This is a genomic window from Luteimonas rhizosphaerae, assembly GCF_002849595.1.
Taxonomy (GTDB): domain Bacteria; phylum Pseudomonadota; class Gammaproteobacteria; order Xanthomonadales; family Xanthomonadaceae; genus Luteimonas; species Luteimonas cellulosilyticus.
The window spans coordinates 79,317-97,512 of the sequence record NZ_NRQR01000002.1; the positions used below are offsets into that span (position 1 = coordinate 79,317).

The 18,196-nt window shown below is 67.7% G+C and carries 17 protein-coding genes, 2 tRNA genes and 3 pseudogenes; 11 read left to right on the forward strand and 11 right to left on the reverse strand.

Annotated features, from left to right (window positions below; genetic code table 11):
- Positions 1 to 245 precede the first annotated feature (245 nt).
- The 5 genes and pseudogenes from CJ022_RS16640 to serS all read right to left on the reverse strand — a co-directional run bounded on the left by CJ022_RS16640 (position 246) and on the right by serS (position 5,291).
- Positions 246 to 665 carry a hypothetical protein gene (locus CJ022_RS16640; protein ID WP_143703846.1) on the reverse strand — a complete coding sequence of 140 codons (420 nt, stop codon included), beginning with the start codon at positions 663 to 665 and terminating at the stop codon, positions 246 to 248.
- 351 nt (positions 666 to 1,016) lie between these two features.
- Positions 1,017 to 2,486, reverse strand: a pseudogene (locus tag CJ022_RS17340) (DUF6538 domain-containing protein).
- Between the two features lie 82 nt (positions 2,487 to 2,568).
- Positions 2,569 to 2,658 (reverse strand) — tRNA-Ser (locus tag CJ022_RS00775).
- Positions 2,659 to 2,880: 222 nt separating this feature from the next.
- Positions 2,881 to 3,891: a LysR substrate-binding domain-containing protein gene (locus CJ022_RS00780; RefSeq protein ID WP_425490811.1), complete on the reverse strand. Its 1,011-nt coding sequence runs from the start codon at positions 3,889 to 3,891 to the stop codon at positions 2,881 to 2,883.
- 119 nt (positions 3,892 to 4,010) lie between these two features.
- Positions 4,011 to 5,291, reverse strand: coding sequence for a serine--tRNA ligase (gene serS, locus CJ022_RS00785; RefSeq protein ID WP_101924947.1), 1,281 nt, complete (start codon positions 5,289 to 5,291; stop codon positions 4,011 to 4,013).
- A 125-nt stretch (positions 5,292 to 5,416) separates the two neighbouring features.
- On the opposite strand from serS, the gene CJ022_RS00790 reads away from it, so the two are divergent.
- Positions 5,417 to 6,085: an energy transducer TonB gene (locus tag CJ022_RS00790; RefSeq protein ID WP_143703847.1), complete on the forward strand. Its 669-nt coding sequence runs from the start codon at positions 5,417 to 5,419 to the stop codon at positions 6,083 to 6,085.
- Positions 6,086 to 6,181: 96 nt separating this feature from the next.
- Entirely contained in the window at positions 6,182 to 6,745 is a 564-nt protein-coding gene (locus CJ022_RS00795; protein ID WP_101924812.1) for an energy transducer TonB, read from the forward strand.
- Between the two features lie 76 nt (positions 6,746 to 6,821).
- On the opposite strand, the gene aroA is transcribed toward CJ022_RS00795, so the two are convergent.
- From aroA to serC, 3 genes are read right to left on the reverse strand one after another with little or no spacing between them, the layout of a single operon-like run.
- Positions 6,822 to 8,132 (reverse strand): 3-phosphoshikimate 1-carboxyvinyltransferase, encoded by a 1,311-nt coding sequence (gene aroA / locus CJ022_RS00800; protein WP_101924813.1) that lies wholly within the window; start codon positions 8,130 to 8,132, stop codon positions 6,822 to 6,824.
- Positions 8,129 to 9,349 carry a prephenate dehydratase gene (gene pheA, locus CJ022_RS00805; RefSeq protein ID WP_101924814.1) on the reverse strand — a complete coding sequence of 407 codons (1,221 nt, stop codon included), beginning with the start codon at positions 9,347 to 9,349 and terminating at the stop codon, positions 8,129 to 8,131. Before pheA ends, aroA begins: the two co-directional genes overlap by 4 nt.
- Positions 9,342 to 10,442, reverse strand: a complete 1,101-nt coding sequence (gene serC, locus CJ022_RS00810; RefSeq protein ID WP_101924815.1) for a 3-phosphoserine/phosphohydroxythreonine transaminase — start codon at positions 10,440 to 10,442, stop codon at positions 9,342 to 9,344. Before serC ends, pheA begins: the two co-directional genes overlap by 8 nt.
- A gap of 132 nt (positions 10,443 to 10,574) precedes the next feature.
- On the opposite strand from serC, the gene msrP reads away from it, so the two are divergent.
- Both msrP and CJ022_RS00820 read left to right on the forward strand, forming a co-directional pair.
- On the forward strand, positions 10,575 to 11,543 hold the full coding sequence (msrP, locus tag CJ022_RS00815; protein ID WP_101924816.1) for a protein-methionine-sulfoxide reductase catalytic subunit MsrP: 969 nt from the start codon (positions 10,575 to 10,577) through the stop codon (positions 11,541 to 11,543).
- Positions 11,544 to 11,548: 5 nt separating this feature from the next.
- Positions 11,549 to 12,247 (forward strand): protein-methionine-sulfoxide reductase heme-binding subunit MsrQ, encoded by a 699-nt coding sequence (locus CJ022_RS00820; RefSeq protein WP_101924817.1) that lies wholly within the window; start codon positions 11,549 to 11,551, stop codon positions 12,245 to 12,247.
- Positions 12,248 to 12,455: 208 nt separating this feature from the next.
- Here the strand turns inward: CJ022_RS00820 and CJ022_RS00825 are convergent, their stop codons facing one another.
- A complete protein-coding gene (locus tag CJ022_RS00825) occupies positions 12,456 to 13,262 on the reverse strand; it encodes an FHA domain-containing protein (protein ID WP_101924818.1) in 807 nt (268 codons plus the stop codon).
- 76 nt (positions 13,263 to 13,338) lie between these two features.
- Between CJ022_RS00825 and CJ022_RS00830 the strand changes: the two genes are divergently transcribed.
- Positions 13,339 to 13,611, forward strand: a complete 273-nt coding sequence (locus tag CJ022_RS00830) for a polyhydroxyalkanoic acid system family protein (protein ID WP_101924819.1) — start codon at positions 13,339 to 13,341, stop codon at positions 13,609 to 13,611.
- A 35-nt stretch (positions 13,612 to 13,646) separates the two neighbouring features.
- Here CJ022_RS00830 and CJ022_RS00835 read toward each other — a convergent pair whose 3' ends face one another.
- Positions 13,647 to 14,357: an FFLEELY motif protein gene (locus tag CJ022_RS00835; protein ID WP_233198538.1), complete on the reverse strand. Its 711-nt coding sequence runs from the start codon at positions 14,355 to 14,357 to the stop codon at positions 13,647 to 13,649.
- Between the two features lie 190 nt (positions 14,358 to 14,547).
- On the opposite strand from CJ022_RS00835, the gene CJ022_RS00840 reads away from it, so the two are divergent.
- From CJ022_RS00840 to CJ022_RS00865, 6 genes and pseudogenes are all read left to right on the forward strand, one after another.
- Entirely contained in the window at positions 14,548 to 15,417 is an 870-nt protein-coding gene (locus tag CJ022_RS00840) for a phasin family protein (RefSeq protein ID WP_233198549.1), read from the forward strand.
- On the forward strand, positions 15,405 to 16,334 hold the full coding sequence (locus CJ022_RS00845; RefSeq protein WP_101924822.1) for a restriction endonuclease: 930 nt from the start codon (positions 15,405 to 15,407) through the stop codon (positions 16,332 to 16,334). Before CJ022_RS00840 ends, CJ022_RS00845 begins: the two co-directional genes overlap by 13 nt.
- A gap of 94 nt (positions 16,335 to 16,428) precedes the next feature.
- Positions 16,429 to 16,686 carry an acyl-CoA-binding protein gene (locus tag CJ022_RS00850; RefSeq protein WP_101924823.1) on the forward strand — a complete coding sequence of 86 codons (258 nt, stop codon included), beginning with the start codon at positions 16,429 to 16,431 and terminating at the stop codon, positions 16,684 to 16,686.
- 142 nt (positions 16,687 to 16,828) lie between these two features.
- A tRNA-Val gene (locus tag CJ022_RS00855) sits at positions 16,829 to 16,903 on the forward strand.
- A 178-nt stretch (positions 16,904 to 17,081) separates the two neighbouring features.
- A complete protein-coding gene (locus CJ022_RS00860; protein ID WP_101924824.1) occupies positions 17,082 to 17,342 on the forward strand; it encodes a hypothetical protein in 261 nt (86 codons plus the stop codon).
- A gap of 44 nt (positions 17,343 to 17,386) precedes the next feature.
- Positions 17,387 to 17,752 (forward strand): annotated as a pseudogene (locus CJ022_RS00865) (mechanosensitive ion channel family protein); the annotation flags it as partial.
- On the opposite strand, the pseudogene CJ022_RS00870 reads toward CJ022_RS00865, so the two are convergent.
- Positions 17,733 to 18,191 (reverse strand): annotated as a pseudogene (locus CJ022_RS00870) (cation:proton antiporter domain-containing protein); the annotation flags it as partial. The pseudogenes CJ022_RS00865 and CJ022_RS00870 sit on opposite strands and share 20 nt — an antisense overlap.
- Positions 18,192 to 18,196 lie beyond the last annotated feature (5 nt).

Sequence of the window (18,196 nt, forward strand, 5' to 3'; positions counted from 1 at the left end):
ACTGAAAACCATCCCTGCGTAAATACCTGGAAGCTCCCTGCGAAGTTTATCATCGAGTAACGTTGAGGCTGGGCCAAGACCTCGGATTCCGGACGAACCGACACTTAGCGCAGGCAGGTCAGCTACTGCCTCTCCGCGGCCCTCTGCTTGACACAACTGGGGGTAAAATAAGAGCAGAATAAAAACCGATTACCAAAATACACTAGTCGTTTGCATAGAATTCCTTCTCCGGGCAAAATTTAAAGTTACGGAATGTAAACCAGCATCCGCTCTCCTATGCAACCATCACGCACTACCGCGCTTTCGTAGCCTTCAATCCCACCCCCGTTTAAGTCGGAAGTAACGCCAAATCTCAATTTCTTTTCGCGCCTAGGATCCCAAACCCCGACCACCTTCCCGCCTTCTTTCAGAAGCTCATAACCGCTTGGCCAGACAGCAAGCACCCCTCGATCTTCATCGCTTCCAACAACAAAAATGCAGCCATCTCGCGGCTGAATCTGTCCATTTTCGATAAGAACTAAAGGAAGGGGTTGGTTTGGATCAAGCTTGGCCAAGGAAATTACGAGGTCATCCTGCCCCCTATCAGTGCCCGCCGTCGCCGTCGATGCGCATGATGCGTTGACTGTTGAAAAAACGATAACAATACCCGTAATGAACAACCTCATATTCCCGGCCCTTTCGTAGTCGACATCGGATATCGATGACAGTGCAAAAGTCCCGCTACAGTCTGACAATCATCTGCGCGAGACTTTCAGCCATTTTAACTTTGCACGGCAGCTTGCGCCGTCGAGTGGACGTAAAGATGTCGGACATTGAGCAACCTAAAGATAGGGATACTCCGACACCCGTTACTTTGAGTATTGTGCGCGCTCTCCCTACCAATTATTTGATCGCCATAGAGCCTGCAGCATGGCGACGCTTTTCCGATTGCTAAAAACGTCGGCAAAGGCCTTTCGATGGCACATTATTATTGATTTGGAAGGTAGCTCAGTTCCCGCAGGTCTGAGCGGCACAGCCTAACCGCACCCGTTGTCGTCGCGATATTTGTAACAAGTCTCTTGCTGTGCTTCGAGCTGTAACTCGTATTTCAAGGCCCTCAGGCCCGGAGAATGCGGACTAAGACCGATGAGCTTTTCACGAACGGAGAAATCTCGGCTGTAGGTCGAATGGTGCTCGTCATCGAGCTCGTGCCCAACGATCTGCGCCCGAACCTCTGACACTACGCCCGCACCCTGAAGCTCCTGGATCAACGTCTTCCGCAGCGAATGGAAACCTCGTTTCGCTGGCGCCCAGCTCTTTCCAACGCCAGCCAGATGACGGCTGAAGGCCTTCGAGATCCAATTGCCCTGCCCGTTCTTGGCGTCCGCTTTGGCCGCAGGGAACAGGCGCTGATGGCCCGCCCTGCGTCGCCCTTCGACCCACGCGAGAAACCCTAGTTCAAGCAGCTCGGGATGAATTGGTAACGTACGTAGGCTGACATCGGCTTTCACTTTCTGATGCTCACCTTCATCGGATACGCGGATGCACGGGATACCGTCCTACTCAATGATGTCGTTGGCGAGGAGCTGGCCCACTTCTGACGCCCTGGCGCCGGTGTAGAGCCTGATGAGCGACGCCCACCGGGCGGACTCGGACAGCTTTCCGAAGACGGCTGGCGCGAACAGCGCTTGGATCTGGTCGCGATCGAAGGCTTTGAATCCCAACTTCCGCCGCGCTCGCTTCTCCCGGGCCGAATAGCTGACGTGGCCCGCGGCGGGGTTGTCGCCTTTGGGGTAGTAGCCCGACGCCATCGCCCAATCGAAGAACCCGCCTTTCCCGCCCACATAGCTCTGCTTGTTCGTGAGCGTAGGGGTCGAGGCCCCAGCGTTCCGCATGAACTGATACCAGCGGGCTAGATCTGAGCGGGTGATGCTCGCAACCCTGATCTTCTCGCCCAGGAAGCCAACCAGAGCTTGGATGGGGGCAGCGTGCTGCCCTTGAGCGTGGCGAGCCAAGCATCCCGAGCCTTTCCGAGCTGGATGGGCTCTAAGCCTGGTTGGGGAGCGGTCGGTGCAGGCGTCGGCGCGATCCCATCCGCAAGGTCCTGGAGCGAGTCATCGCCCACTCGCCGCTGTTGGACTGCTCGGAACAGCCGCACGTCCTTTTCGTCGTCGAGCTGCCAGCGTTCGCTGACGGTGCCATCGGCACCCAGGGTCCGATGCAATGTCAGGTCGCGAAGGTTGTCCGCGCCGCTCAAACGCCCGATGAGCGCATCCACCTCGTCCTTGGAGAACTTCGCCACGCGTTGATCCCTCAGCAGGCTGAAGAGCCCGAGCATAGCCCGCGACGAGCATGGCGGCGCGCACGCGAGCTTCTAGCAAGTCGGCCGTGCGAAGCGAGCGTTTAAGGAGGCGGCATCCCAAAATGCCTTGAAGATCGGCCGGCACACGCTGGCGAAACGCCCAGCGGCCCGAGGGGGAGCGCGATAGATGATGAGGAATCCGCATCGGGTCGTGACCCGATTTGTGTCCTGATTCGCCAACCGCGATATTGCAATTTATCCAATAAAATCAGTTGGATATCACGGATTGGCGGAGAGAGTGGGATTCGAACCCACGGAAGGTTTGACCCTTCGGCGGTTTTCAAGACCGCTGCCTTAAACCACTCGGCCATCTCTCCGGAATCTCGCCGGCACGTTGTTTCCCCGACTGCTACCCGTATGTCATCGATCTACGATCGATGTGGCTGCACGCAACGCCAGCCTGAGCCGCCCGTGCAACGCTTCAGCGCCGAGACCGACGCCGATGCCGGTGGACCATCGGCTCAGGGCCGGGCGTGCCGCGGTCGACATTGTCCGATATCGCGGCCCCGTTGTGCGAGGCCGGACGCACATCGCCCCGATCAGGCGATCCGTGCGGCCACGGGCCGTGCGCGGTCGATCGGCGGTGGCAGCGCGTTCTTGCCCGCACCCGGCGCACGCTTGTCGCAATTGCGGCAGTCCAGGCTCGAGGCCTCGATCAGCGGCGGCAGCTTCTCGGCGAGGAAGTCGATGAAGACGCGCACCGCAGGCAGCAGGCCGCGCCGCGACGCGAACACGGCATGCGCGATGCCCTGCGGCAGATGCCATTCCGGCAGGACGACTTCGAGTTCGCCATTGCGGACCGCTTCGGCGCACAGGGTTTCCGGCAACATGGTGATGCCGAGACCCTGCTTCGCCAGCGCCATCAGCATCGGGAAGTCGAACCCGGCGACGCGCGGCTTGAGCTCGACGCGACGCGTGGTGCCATCGTTCGCCTGCAGGTCCCAACGCTGTTTCACCTCGTCCTCGCCCATGCTCATCGTCGTGTGCTGGTCGAGTTCACCGGGATCGCTCGGGCGGCCCATGCGGTCGAGATAGCCGGGGCTGGCGACCAGCAGTTCCTGGATCTGCCCGAAGCTACGCATCACCAGACTGCCGTCGTCGTCGAGCTTCGAGCGGACCCGCACCGCGACATCGAAGCCCTCGTTGATGACATCGACGCGGCGGTTGCTGACGTGCAACTGCACGCGCACCTGCGGATAGCGCGCGAGGAATTCCGGCAACAGCTGCGGGATGGATTGCTGGGCGATGCTGACCGGCACGCTGACCCGGACCAGGCCACGCGGCTCTGCACTGAGGCGGTCGACGACCTCGCGCGCCGCCGTGGCCTCGGCCAGCATCGACTGCGCGTGGCGGAACACGCTCTGGCCGACGTCGGTCACCGCGAAGCGGCGCGTCGAGCGCTGCAGCAGGCGCACGCCGAGCTCGGTCTCCAGCTGGCTGATGCGACGGCTCAGCCGCGACTTCGGAATCCCGAGCGCGCGCTCGGCAGCGGCGAATCCGCCGTGCTCCACGACCATCGCGAAGTAATAGAGATCATTGAGATCCTGCATGGCACGGCCCGATATCAGAACGATGGCGGCAATTTGAACAGCTTTATCCCATCAACGCAACAGCGCATGCCGGACGATGCGCTCTGGCCGAATGGGCCGTCGAGGCAGCGCCGCTCCGCTCAACCAATGCGCGCGAGTCCGCCCATGTAGGACCGGAGTGCTTCCGGCACATCGATCGTGCCGTTCGCGTTCTGGTAGTTCTCCATCACCGCGATCAGCGCACGGCCGACCGCAACGCCCGACCCGTTGAGCGTGTGCACCGGCTCGGGTTTGCCGGTCCCGGGATTGCGCCAGCGCGCCTGCATCCGGCGCGCCTGGAAATCGCCGCAGTTCGAACACGACGAGATCTCGCGATAGGTCTGCTGCGACGGCAGCCAGACTTCCAGATCGAAGGTGCGCTGCGCTGCGAAGCCCATGTCGCCGGTGCACAGCAACACCTTGCGATACGGCAGGCCGAGCCGCTCGAGCACGGTTTCCGCGGCGCGCGTCATGCGCTCGTGTTCGGCGTCGCTGTCCTCGGGCCGGGTGACCGACACCAGCTCCACCTTCTCGAACTGGTGCTGGCGGATCATGCCGCGGGTATCGCGACCGTGGCTGCCGGCTTCGGAACGGAAGCACAGCGAGTGCGCGCTCATGCGCAGCGGCAGGCGCTCGGCGTCGACGATGCTGTCGCGCACGGTGTTGGTCAGCGGCACTTCCGCGGTGGGAATCAGGTAGCGGATGCCATCGCCGAACGGCGTGGCGAACAGGTCGTCCTCGAACTTCGGCAGCTGCCCGGTGCCGCGCATCGAGTCGGCATTGACGATCAGCGGGACGCTGGTCTCTTCGTAGCCGTGCTCGCCAGTGTGCAGATCGAGCATGAACTGGGCGAGCGCGCGATGCAGTCGCGCGAGCGAACCGCGCAGCACGGTGAAACGCGCGCCGCTGAGCTTGGCGGCGGTCTCCGCATCGAGCCAGCCATTGCGCGCGCCTAGCGCGACGTGGTCCTGCACCTCGAAGTCGAAGTGGCGCGGCGTGCCCCAGCGCGCGGTCTCGACATTGTCGGACTCGTCCTTGCCGGTGGGCACATCCGGATCCGGCAGATTGGGCACGCCCAGCACGATGGCCTCGATGTCGGCCTTGATCTCCTCGAGTCGCCCCTCGCTGCGCTTCAGTTCATCGCCGAACGCCGCGACTTCGGCCAGCAGCGGTGCGGTGTCCTCACCCTTGGCCTTGGCCTGGCCGATCGCCTTGCTGCGGGTATTGCGCAGGTTCTGCAGATCCTGCGTGCGCATCTGGATCTGCTTGCGCTCGGCTTCCAGCGATTCGATGCGCGCCACCGGCAGTTCGAAACCGCGGCTCGCACGCAGCCGCGCGGCGGTGTCGGCGAGGTGTTGGCGCAACAGGTTGGGATCGAGCATCGTGGGCACATCGCAGCGGAACGGATCGGCATTATCGCCGAGAGGCGCCGCGGCGTGGGCATCCCGCGCGCCCGGACGCGCGGGATGCATATGCAAGAATGCGCGCTCGCCTGCCGGAAGCCGTCATGTCCGAATCGTCGCCAACGCCGCACTGGCGCCAGACCCTGTCGTCGCTCCTGCCGACGCGTCGCGCGTGGGGGGCGATCGCGGCCGCGTGCGGACTCGGCTTGCTGCTCTTCGTCGCGCTGTGGCTGGGGAACCGTCCGACCGGAACGACGGCCGACGACAGTGCCGCTGCGCCGACCGCGACGGCCGGCCGCACCTTCGAGCCACTGCCCGCGCCGCTGCCCGCCGCATCCGAAGGCACGGGACGCGGCGGATCGACGACCACGTCGCCCTCCCCGGTCCGCATCGACGAACACGTGCCGCGCACCGCGCCCGTTGCGTCGCCGTCCGAGGCCGCGACGATGGTCGACGCGACGGTGACGCCGGTACCGGTACCCGTCGCAGCCGACGTCGCGCGCCAGCCCCGTCCCATTTCGACGCCGGCGCCGGACTACCCGCGCACCGCGATGCGCCGGGGCGAAGCCGGTGAGGTGTTGCTGCGCGTCCATGTCGATGCCGACGGCCGCACCAGCGCCGTGGATCTCGTACGCAGCAGCCAGCACCGTCGGCTCGACCGGGCGGCGACCCAGGCGGTGCGCCGCTGGCGCTTCGAGCCCGCGATGCGCGACGGCCGGCCTGTCCCCGGCGAACTGCTGGTGCCGTTCCAGTTCACACCGGCTACTCAATGAGCCGTCGACCGACGGCCGCGCGCGCCCTCCGGCGCTGACGCAACCTCCACATCCGGTGTGGAAGCCTGCAACCCCGTTCAGTTTGGAGTGCCGGTCATGAGCGATCCGATCCAGCGTCCCCACGATCCGCGGCCGCCACAGGACCTGCCGCCCCCCTCCGAGCCGGTGGCCGAGGAGAAGCGCTCCAGCCCGTTGTTGTGGATCCTGCTGCTGATCGCGCTCGTCGCGGTGGGCTGGTACTTCCTCAGCCAGCGCGACACGACCACCGATGCGCCCCTCCCCGATGCGCCGACGATCGGCGACGGCACGGCGCCATCACCCGAACCCACACCCGACGCAAGCGAACCGCAGCGCACGACGCCGACCGCACCTGCGCGCCCCGCCGACCGCGCCGCGGCACCCGTCTCGCCGGGCGAGCCGAGCTATCCGCCAGCCGCGGCCCGCAACCGCGAAGAGGGCACCGTCGTGCTGCTGGTACAGGTCGATGCCAACGGTCGCCCGAGCGACGTCAGCGTCGAGACCAGCAGCAGGTCGCGCGATCTTGACCGCGCCGCGGTCGAAGCGGTCCGCGGCTGGACCTTCGAGCCCGCGATCGAGGGCGGCAAGCCGGTCGCGTCGTCGGTACGGGTGCCAGTGGAATTCACCCTCGACGAGCCGTAGGCGAACGTCACGCGGACACCGCGTACAGGGGAGGACGGGCCGGTCACGCGAGTGTCCGGCCCGTTTTTCGTCGCGCTCAGCGTGCGCGCAGACCGATGCCCAGTCCGGCCGCGACGCGGTCGAACGCGGGAAACGAGGTCGCGACGTTGGCGACGTCTTCGATCTCGACGTCGGCCTCCGTGCACTGGCCCGCGACCACGAACGACATCGCGATGCGGTGGTCGCCGTGGCTGTCGATGACGCCGCTGCCGAACGGCGTGCCGCCGGCGATGACCGCACCGTCTGGCGTCTCCTCGATGCGCACGCCGATCGCGCGCAGGCCCGCGGCCATCGTCGCGATGCGGTCCGACTCCTTGACCCGCAGTTCTTCCGCGCCGGTCACCCGGGTGCTGCCCTCGGCGCACGCGGCGGCGACGAACAGCACCGGGAACTCGTCGATCATGTCCGGCACGTGCGGCAGCGGCACGTCGATGCCGCGCAGCGGTGCATGGCGCACGCGCAGATCGGCCACCGGCTCGCCACCCTGCTCGCCGGCGTTGTCCTCGGTGATGTCGGCGCCCATCAGGCGCAACACGTGCAGCAACCCGGTACGCCGGGGATTCATGCCGACCTGGCGCAGCACCAGGTCCGATCCCGGCACCAGGGTCGCGGCGACGAGGAAGAACGCCGCCGAGGAGAAATCCGCCGGCACGCGCACGTCGGTCGCGCGCAGGCGGTGGCCGCCGGTCAGACGCGCGATGCCGGCCGAGAACGCGATCGGCCAGCCGAACGCGGCCAGCATGCGCTCGGTGTAGTCGCGGGTCGGCCGCGGCTCGTGGACCGTCGTCTCGCCGTCGGCATACAGCCCGGCGAGCAGCAGGGCCGACTTCACCTGGGCGCTGGCGAGCGTGTTGTCGAACGCGATGCCCGACAGCGTCCGGCCGCCGTGGATCCGCAACGGTGGACGCTCGCCGTCGCCCGTTTCGATGTGCGCCCCCATCGCGGACAGTGGCGCGGTCACGCGCCGCATCGGACGCTTCGACAGCGATGCGTCGCCGACCAGCACGCTGTCGAACGCCTGGCCGGCCAGCAGGCCGGCGAGCAGGCGCATGCCGGTGCCGGCATTGCCGCAGTCGAGCGGCACGGCAGGCGGACGCAGGCCATCGAGGCCCACGCCGTGGACGATGCGTACGCCCGGCTCGGGCACCTCGATCCGCACGCCGAGCGCGCGGAAGATCGACTCGGTCGCACGCGCGTCCTCGCCTTCGAGAAACCCGTCGATGCGCGAGGTCCCGTCGGCGATCGACGCCAGCATGATCGCGCGATGCGAGACCGACTTGTCGCCCGGCACCACCAGCTCGCCACGCAGCGGACGACCGCGCGAGGCGATCCAGGCCAGATCGCTCATGGCACCGCGACCGGATACGACCCGAGCACGCGGACCTCGCCTGCGAACTCGTCGATCTCGTCGAGCGCATCCTTCAGCGGCGATTCGTCGACGTGGCCGTTGACCTCGATGAAGAACGCGTACTGCCATAGCGCGCCGTGCGCCGGACGCGACTCGATGCGGTTCATGCTGATGTCACGACGCGCCAGCGGCTCGAGAATGCGGTACAGCGCGCCCGGCTGGTCGCGGATGAAGACCATCAGCGACGTGCGGTCGTTGCCGGACGGGGGGAACGAGGCGCGGCCGATGACGAGGAAGCGCGTGGTGTTGTCGCTGCGATCCTCGATCGGCCCGGCGATGACCTGCATGCCGTAGACGTGCGCGGCGGTCTCGCCGGCGATCGCGGCGGCATCGTCGGATTTCTTCGCCCGGCGCACCGCTTCGGCATTGCTGACCACCGCGTGCTTCTCGACGCCGGGCAGGTTCTCGCGCAGCCACGATTTGCACTGCGCGAGCGACAGGCCGTGCGAGTACACGCGCTCGATGTCTTCGAGATGCCCGGTGCGCGACAGCAGGTACTGGTGCACGCGCAATTCGACCTCGCCGCAGATCTTCAGTGGCGACGTCAGGAACATGTCGAGGGTCGACTGGATCGTGCCCTGCCCCGAATTCTCGACCGGCACCACGCCGAAATCGGCGTTGCCGGCGGCAACCTCGTCGAACACTTCCTCGATGCTCGCCAGCGGCAGCCCCTTCGCCGAGTGCCCGAAATGCTTGTGCACGGCCTGCTGCGAGAACGTGCCTTCGGGACCGAGATAGCCGATCTTCAAGGGCTCCTGCTGCGCGAGGCAGGCCGACATGATCTCGCGGAACAGCCGCACCAGCACTTCGTCCGACAACGGACCGTCGTTGCGGTCGACGACGCGGCGCAACACCTGTGCCTCGCGTTCCGGCCGGTAATAGTCGACGGCCGCGGCGAGCTTGCCCTTGGCCTTGCCCACCTGGCGCGCGAACAGGGCGCGCTCGGCGATCAGGGTCTGGATCTCGCGGTCGATACCGTCGATCTGCGCCCGCACGGCGCCGAGATCCGGCTTGCCGCCGGCGGCGGTGCGGGTCGCATCGATGGTGTCGTCCGGCGCCGCGCGGCGCGTTGCGCGCGACGGCGTCGCTGCAGCGCTCGCAGCGACCTTCTTGGCGGCGCGCGGTTTCGGCGCAGCCTTTTTCTTCGAATCAGCCATGGCGCGTCTGGAAATCCTGCATGTAGGCGACGAGGGCACGGACGCCGTCGACCGGCATCGCGTTGTAGATCGAAGCGCGCATGCCGCCGAGCACGCGGTGGCCCTTCAGCCCGATCAGTCCCGCGTCGCGGGCGCCGGACAGAAAGGCCTCGTTGCGCGATTCGTCGGCGAGGAAGAACGGCACGTTCATGCGCGAGCGGACCGACGCCTCGACGTCGTTGCGATAGAAGCCGCCCGACCCGTCGATCGCGGCGTAGAGCAGCCCCGATTTCTCGTCGCTGCGGCGGTCGAATTCGGCGGTGCCGCCTTCGTCGAGCATCCAGCGGAACACCAGCCCGGCGAGATACCAGTTCCAGGTCGGCGGGGTGTTGAGCATGGAGTCGTTGGCGAGCTGCGACGCGTAATTGAAGATGTCGGCGCGCGGCTGCCCGGCGCGCGCCAGCAGGTCCCGGCGCAGGATCACCACCGAAATCCCGACCGGCCCCAGGTTCTTCTGCGCGCCGGCGTAGATCAGGCCGTAGCGCGAAATGTCGATCGGCTCCGACGCGATGCTGGAGCTGAAGTCGGCGATCAGCGGCACGTCGCCGGTGTCCGGCGCCGGGTCGCCCCACGCAGGGCGGTACTCCACGCCATGGATGGTCTCGTTGGCGGTGATGTGCACGTACGCCGCGCCAGGCGACAGACGCCAGCTGTCGCGCGCCGGGATACTGCGGTAACCGTTCGCTTCGCCGCTCGCGGCGATGTGGACCTGCATCGCGGGCGTGAGCTGCCGCAACGCGGTCTTGCCCCAGTGGCCGGTGACCACGTAATCGACGGTGTCGCCGGCGGCCGCGAAGTTGAGCGGGATCAACGCCTGCGCGGTCGTCGCACCACCGGGCAGGAACAGCACGGCGTAGTCGTCGGGAACCGCGAGCAAGGTCCGCAGGTCCGCTTCGGCGGTCTGCGCGACCTGCATGAATTCCGGCCCGCGATGGCTCATTTCGACGATCGACGCGCCCGCGTCACCCCACTCCAGCATGTCGGCCTGCGCTTGCCGCAACACGCGTTCAGGCAGCGCTGCAGGTCCAGGGGCGAAGTTGTACGCACGCGCCATTGCCGGCTCCAGATCGTGTCGTTGCGGGCCGGCAAGTATGCCGCAGCGCAGCAGCCTTGACGTGCATCCAATGGTTGCGGTGGCAACGTATGCCGCGAGCTGTCCGCCTGTCTGTCGTCGAGGAGTGTTCCCATGTCATTGCGCGACGCGCTGCGTATCCGCAGTTCGGAAATCACCGAAGAAACCGTGTATCGCGACCGGCGGCGCCTGCTCGCCGCGATGGCCGCCGCGCCCGCACTCGGCCTCGCCGGCTGTGCAGATGCGGAACCGCCACCGCCAAGCGGCGCGCGCGTCACGCCGGCGCAGGCGCGTTCTGGCTTCCGCACCGACGAGGAGCTGACGCGGTTCGAGGACGTCACCAGCTACAACAACTTCTACGAGTTCGGCACCGGCAAGGGCGATCCGTCGAGCGCGGCCAAGACCCTGCGCACGTCGCCGTGGAGCGTGGAGGTCGGCGGCGAATGCGCCAAGCCCGGGCGCATCGGTCTGGAGGACCTGCTACGCGGCATCACGGCCGAAGAGCGCGTCTATCGCCTGCGCTGCGTGGAAGGCTGGTCGATGGTGATCCCGTGGACGGGCGTGCCGCTGGCCTCGGTGCTGCGCCGGTTCGAACCGAATGCGAATGCCAAGTTCGTCGCGTTCACCACCCTGGCCGATCGCGAGCAGATGCCGGGTCTGCGGTTCCGTTCCATCCGCTGGCCGTATCGCGAAGGCCTGCGCATCGACGAAGCGATGCATCCGCTCGCGTTCCTCGCGACCGGTCTCTACGGCAAGCCGTTGCCACAGCAGAACGGTGCGCCGCTGCGGCTGGTGGTGCCGTGGAAGTACGGCTTCAAGAGCATCAAGTCGATCGTCGAGATCCGCTTCGTCGAGCGGATGCCGCCGACCGCGTGGAACCAGCTGCAGCCATCGGAATACGGCTTCTTCAGCAACGTCAATCCCGATGTCGATCATCCGCGCTGGAGCCAGAAGAGCGAGCGCCGGATCTCGGGCAGCGGCAACAAGCTGCTGCCCAACCGCATCGACACGCGTCCGTTCAACGGCTACGCCGACCAGGTCGCATCGCTGTACAGCGGCATGGACCTGCGCAAGTGGTACTGACATAGATGGCGCGGGCCGCACGCGATCCGCGGGTCCGGCCGCGCACGCCGACAACGCCGACCGGCGTCGTCGTCGCCAAGGTGCTCGTGCATCTGCTGGCGCTCGCGCCGCTTGCGTGGCTGGGCTGGCGTGTGTGGCAGGTGGCCAACGGCGGCGACATCGATGCGCTGGGTGCGGAACCGGTGGTCGCGATCGAACACGAGCTCGGCACCTGGGCCCTGCGTTTCCTGCTGCTGACACTCGCGATCACGCCGCTCCGGCAATTGCTGAAGCAGCCGCTGCTGCTGCGGTTCCGTCGGATGCTCGGGCTGTATGCCTTCGCCTACGCGAGCCTGCATTTCGCCACGTGGCTGGCGCTGGATCTCGCTGGCGATCTGTCGCAGGTGCTGGTCGAGATCGCCAAGCGGCCGTTCATCACCGTCGGCTTCCTCGCGTGGCTGTTGCTGGTGCCGCTCGCCGTGACCTCGACCACCGGCTGGATGCGACGCCTGGGCCGCACCTGGGGCCGCCTGCACAAACTGATCTACCCGATCGCCGCGCTGGCCGTGCTGCATTTCTGGTGGATCGTGAAATCCGACTACCGCGAGCCCTTGCTGTATGCGGTCATCCTCGCGGCGCTGCTGGCCTGGCGGGCGTGGCGTGCAATCGACCGGCGTCGCGCGTCGGCCGCGTCGCGCAGCCCGCGCGCCGCCGGATCCGGCTGAGGATCAGACGACCTGGCACGCGCGATCGAAGGAACGTCTGTGCCTCGACCGAGCGCGCTGACGCGGCACCGGGTCGAGACGGCCCAACGGACTGGCGAGACCGCACGTTTCGTGTCCTTCGCTGAAGGATCCAAGTTCGTTCCTGCGACACGCACACGGCAGTCCGGCCCCTGCGCGCGTTGCGCCGGATCGCGAATGGGTCGGCGACTCAGGCAGCGCCGAACAGCAACAGCGCACCGAGCAGTCCGGCGAGCACGAGGGCCGCCAGCAGCAGCCACGGCAGGCGCCACCCGCCGCCCCGTGCCCGCGGTGGCGCGACGCGCGGGCGGGTGTCCTCGAAGCTCGTCTCGAAATCCGGCGCAGTCTCGACCTGGACGCGCGTCGGCGCCTCGACAACGAAGCGATGGTGCGCATCGAACACGACCTGGTCGCCCGCCTGCAGCAAGGCATCGCGCAGGGCTTCGCCATTGACCACGCTGCCGTCAGCCGACCCCAGATCGGTCAGCTGCACGCCGTGCCCGACGCGCTCGAGCCGCGCATGGCGATCGGCGAACGCGGGGTCGTCGATGCGGATCGCCGCCTCGCCATGCCGACCGACGAGCACCGGTCGATCCAGGGTGAAGCTGCGGCCGTGGTACCGGCCACCGACGCCGCGCAGCACGATGCGGGAATCCTCTTCGCTCGGCGCATGTTCTGTGTTCGCGGCCGCAGGCCGCAGGGCGACGGGACGCGCCGCGACCAGGCGCAGCTCGTTGCCGTCGACATACACCGCGTCGCCGGTCCGCAGCATCGCCATGCGCCGGACCTGGCGGCCGTTGACATGCACGCCCTGCACGCCGTCCGACACCGTGAGCCAGACACCGCGCCGATCGACGCAGAACCGGACCAGCTCGGGCCGATCGGTCGTGGTCGGTGCGAGCCCCCCATCGGCACGCCTACCGACGCCATGCACGCCGATGTCGAGCGGCAGTTCAGGTTCGTCCGGCGTCGGGAAACGCAGCTTCAGTGCGGTCATGCGGCGGCAATCTAGCACGACATCACCACACCGGTTGTTCCAGAATGGCGCCCCTTCCCGTTTCCGGAATCCGCCCATGGCCGGTATCGACATCACCCACCCGCACGCGCTGCCCAAGGCCCAGGCGCGCACAGCCGTCGAAGCGGTCGCGCAGAAGCTGTCGGAACGGTTCGACATGCAGTACGACTGGGCCGGCGACACCCTGAACTTCAAGCGTTCCGGCGTCGACGGCAAGATCGCGCTGTTGCCCGACAGCCTGCACGTGACCGCCAAGCTCGGCTTCCTCCTGGCCGCGATGAAGGGTCCGATCGAGGCCGAGATCCGCCGGGTGCTGCAGGAAAAGTTCTGACCGCACGCAGGCGCGCACCCGTGTGCGCCCCGCGGTCAGTTCGCGACGAACGGCGCGGGGTGGCCGGCGAAGAGTCGCAGCGAGCCGGTGCCTTCGTGCTGCTGGATCTCGGACACGAAGGCGTCGGCATCGTCGAGCGCATCGAATGCCGCGTAGCCGCGTTCCAGAAAGCCCTGCAGTTCGGTGAGTCCCATCAGCTTCGCGGGGCCGCGCGAGAACGCGAGCAGCGCCGAGACGCCCCGCATCGTCAACGCGCGACTGAAGCCGCGTCCCACATTGCCGAGCAGGCGCACCTGCCGACGGCGCAGCGGCGCCCGGCCGACCGCGCGATAGGCCTCGGCGTAGAGCGCGGCATCGAGCTTGCGCCGGCGTGGCGCGAGGGTCTCGAGCGCCGTCGTCATGTGCAGGTCCAGCGCATGGCTCAGCGCGCCGAGTTCGATCGTATCGGCGACCGTGTCCAGCAGCTTGTCGGGCAGCAGGCGCCGCATCGTCGGCAGCACGCGGGCGATGTCGGCATCGCGGCGGGTGAAGTCGCGGTCGCCGGAGACATCGCCCAGGAAGAACTCGGTCGCAGGCCGCCGCGCGGGATCGTCGAGGAGATGGAGGTAACTGTCGCGCAGGCGCGACGCCTGCCAGCGTCGGACTTCCGGCAGCCAGCGCGCGGTATTGCGGTCGTCGACATCGGGGTCGTGCAGTGCCTGGTGCCACGCCAACCGGTGGCCCAGGCGCGTGGAAAGATCCGTCATGCGCATGCGGCCATCTTCGGCTGCGGGTGAAGGCCTCTCCCCTTCAGACAGCCACCTGAGCGCGCAGACGAGCGGCAGTCGCGTCGACGCCACAGGCCTCACGCTGCAGTGCAGGGCGTTGTCCGATGCTGCACGCGATCTGCGTCCCATCCGCAGACGGCACGCCGCCTGTCCGTGCCGCGTGCTGGCGATGCCCGAGTGGCCTGTCACGCCACCCGGTTTGACAGGCGCATGCTGGCAAGGCGTGCTTGCCCTACCCGCCCACCGACGTTACGCAACGGAGATCCGCATGACACAGTCCAACAGAAAGCAGCAGTCCGGCAGCACCCGTGCCGACGCCGCCGGCGACAAGCGCGCGCGCAGCGATGCGGAGCAGCTGTCGAAGTCGATCAGCGACTCGGCGCAGCAGATCTGGCTCGCGGGCGTCGGCGCCTTCGGCCGCGCGCAGGTCGAGGGCTCCCGTCTGTTCGAGGGCCTGGTGAAGGAAGGCGTGGGGCTGGAGAAGAGCGCGCGCGAATTCGCCGACGGCCGGGCGAGCGACGTCCGCGACGCCGTGGGCTCGCGCATGGACGAGGCGCGCAACCGGGCGTCCGAGACCTGGGATCGTCTCGAAAAGGTACTCGAGGCCCGGGTCCAGAAAACGCTGGAGACGCTCGGCGTGCCCGGCCGCAAGGAGGTCGACGGTCTGCGTGCCCAGGTCGATGCGCTGAACGCCGAACTCCAGCGTCGCGGTGGCGCCACCGGCGGCGGCGCGCGCAAGACCACGGCGAAGACGGCGACGCGGAAGACGCCAGCGAAGACGACGACCGGCGCACGCCCGGCCAAGGCCGCGACGGCGACCGCCAGGCCTCGCAAGACGGCGGCCGCCAAAAGCGCGAGGCGACGAAGCGCGCCTCTCCGCGCAAGGCGACCCGCAAGACCAGCGCACGCTGACCTGCGCCGCCCGCTGCCGCACCGCGCCGGTCCGGGCGATGCCGGTGGCGCCCGGCGCCGCGCGCGCCGCCGGCGATCCGCTATCCTTGGCGCCGCTTTCGCTAGGGGAATCCCGTGGGCGCGATAACGCAGTGGATCGCCGCGATCCTGGTCATGCTCGCCATCGGCGGCGTGGCGACGTTCTATTTCATGGGCATCCAGCAGCGACGCGACGAAAGCGCGGCCGGCATCGTGGCGCTGTCCGGCGTCTCTTGGCGCAGTTTCATCGGCATGGTGTTGCAGGCCCTGCACCGCCGCGGCTACACCCAGGTCGTCGACCGCGAGGATGTCTCCGGCGATCGTGACTACGTGCTGGAACGCGAGGGCGGCCGCTGGCTGCTGTCCTGCAAGCACGGGGCGACCTTCGTGCTGGGGCGCAACGCCGTGCAGGCGCTCGCGGGCGACGTCAATCTGAAGGGCGCCGCCGGTGGGCTGCTGGTGACCCAGGGCCAGATCGATGCCGAGGCGCGCGAGATCGCCGCGCAGCGCCGGGTCGAACTGCTGGACGGCAAGACCCTGTGGCCCGAGCTGCGCGACCTGATGCCGCCCGAACAGCTCGCCGGCATCCGCGCGCACGCCAGCGACCGCGCGCGCCAGCGCAGCCTGCTCGGCTGGCTGTTCGCGCTGCTGGCCGGCATCGCGACTTTCATGCTGATGCCGGCGCCGGTGGAGACTGCACGCGATGCGGCACCCGGCGCGCCGACCTCGCCGGGCACGGCAGAGCCCGCGCCCGTCATCATCGCGCCACCGCCCCGGCTTCCGATCGAACAGCAGCGCCAGGACCTGGCGAGCGCGGTCTCGACCCTGCCGCAGGTCGACCGTGCGATCTGGGCGACGGCGTCCACGCTGCAGGTCTTCGTCCCGCGCACCGACGACGAGGCGATCTTCGCCGACATCTGTGCACTGGTCCTGCGCCAGCCCGACCTGACCGCTTCGCGTATCCAGCTGACGCCGCCGGCGGACAGCGGCATGCAGACCCGGTTCCGGCAGTGCCGCAGTTTCTGATCCGGGCGTAACCCCGGCCAGGCCCACGTCGCATCGTGTTGACCGGCCTGCCCCCCGGTGGTGTGATGACGGCCCGCGATGCGAGGGCGCCACGATGCCGGACCTGACGCAGCAGTTCGAAGCCGCCGGCCGACGGGTCCGGGACCTGCCGGCGCGTCCGGACAACGACACCCTGCTGCGGCTCTACGCGCTCTACAAGCAGGCCACCGAAGGCGATGCCGGCGGACCGCGCCCGGGCTTCTTCGACTTCGTCGGCACGGCGAAACGCGAAGCGTGGGAGCGACTGGCCGGCACGTCGCGCGAGACCGCAATGCAGCGCTACATCGACCTCGTCGCGACGCTGGTGGCCTGACCGGAATCGCTCTGCGCCGGCGCGCGGACGCGGATGCGACCGCGCTCGCGAGATCCGCCCGCACAGGCTCTTGTGGCCGCTGCGCCCAGCCCGTAAACTGCGCACCCCGCGCCTTCGGGCGTGGCAGCGACAACGTCGCTCCGGGCGGTTAGCTCAGCGGTAGAGCATTGCCTTCACACGGCAAGGGTCGCAGGTTCGAACCCTGCACCGCCCACCATGCATCCAGTGTCGAAGAAAGCCGGCCCCGCGCCGGCTTTTTCCGTTCTGCGCCGTGTAGCCCCGCCTTCCGTATGGCGCTTGCCCCTCCGGCCACGGATCGACTCGGGCCAGCTTCCGTCGCAGATGACGAGACGTGCACGCGGTCTTATGCATCGTCTCGGCAACTGAGGGAAGCCATGATCACTTTCGACGAACTCCAGGCACTCGACCAGATGCCGCTCGACCGCGACATCCGCTGGTCGCACCGCTCGCTCGGCCTCGACGAGGACGCCTTCGACGGCGTCCATCGCCGGCTCGAACGCCTCGAAGGCGCAGGCCGCGTCCCGCATCGTCCAGGCGCACAGCGAAAACAGCGATGGACGCCATCGCGTGGTCCGCGTGGTGTTCCAGCGCGTGGCCTGAGCCGCGTCCCACCGACTCCGGAGCAGCGCGTCTAGAATGATGCGCCGTCGCGCCCGTGGCGCACCTTCCAGGAGTTCGCGTGCGTTTCGAGCAGCATTTGCCGGTCTGGCTTCATGACTGGCTCGACCTCATTCTTCCGATCCTGCTGATCCTGGTGGCGGCGCGGCTGCTGCGCATGCTGGTGCGTCGATTGATCGAGCGTGTCGGCGCCCGCTACACGCTGCCCGTCGAGGCCGTCGTCGGCGGACGCCGCATCGCCTCGTTCCTGATCTACGCCGCGGCGTTGCTGATGATCCTGGAACGGCTCGGGGTCTCGGGCACCGTATTGTGGACGGCGTTCACCGGCTTCGCCGCCGTCGCGGCGGTCGCGTTCTTCGCCGCGTGGAGCGTGCTGTCGAACATCTTCTGCGCGATGCTGATCCTGACCACGCGACCATTCCGCCTCCGCGCCGCGTATCCAGCAGCCGTCGCTCCTCCATCGCGCGCAACAGCACCACGGTACTGGCGACCGACAGCGCGAGGCCGAACACGAAGCCGCTGACCATCGACCAGCCCATCAGCCACGCCAGCACCCAGCCGAGCACGGTGGCCACGCTGATCTGGGCGATCGCGCCGGGAATCGCGATGGACTTCACGTCCATCAGGTCCTTGAGCGAGAAGTGCAGGCCGACACCGAACATCAGCAGCATCACGCCGATCTCGGCGAGCTGGTTGGCCAGGTCCTGGTCGGCGACGAAGCCCGGGGTGAACGGCCCGACCAGGATGCCCGCCGCGAGATAGCCGACGATCGGCGACAGCCGCAGCCGGTTGGCGAGCGCGCCGAACACGAAGGCGGTCACCAGACCGACGGCGACGATGTTGATCAGGTCGGTGTTGTGCGGCATCGGAA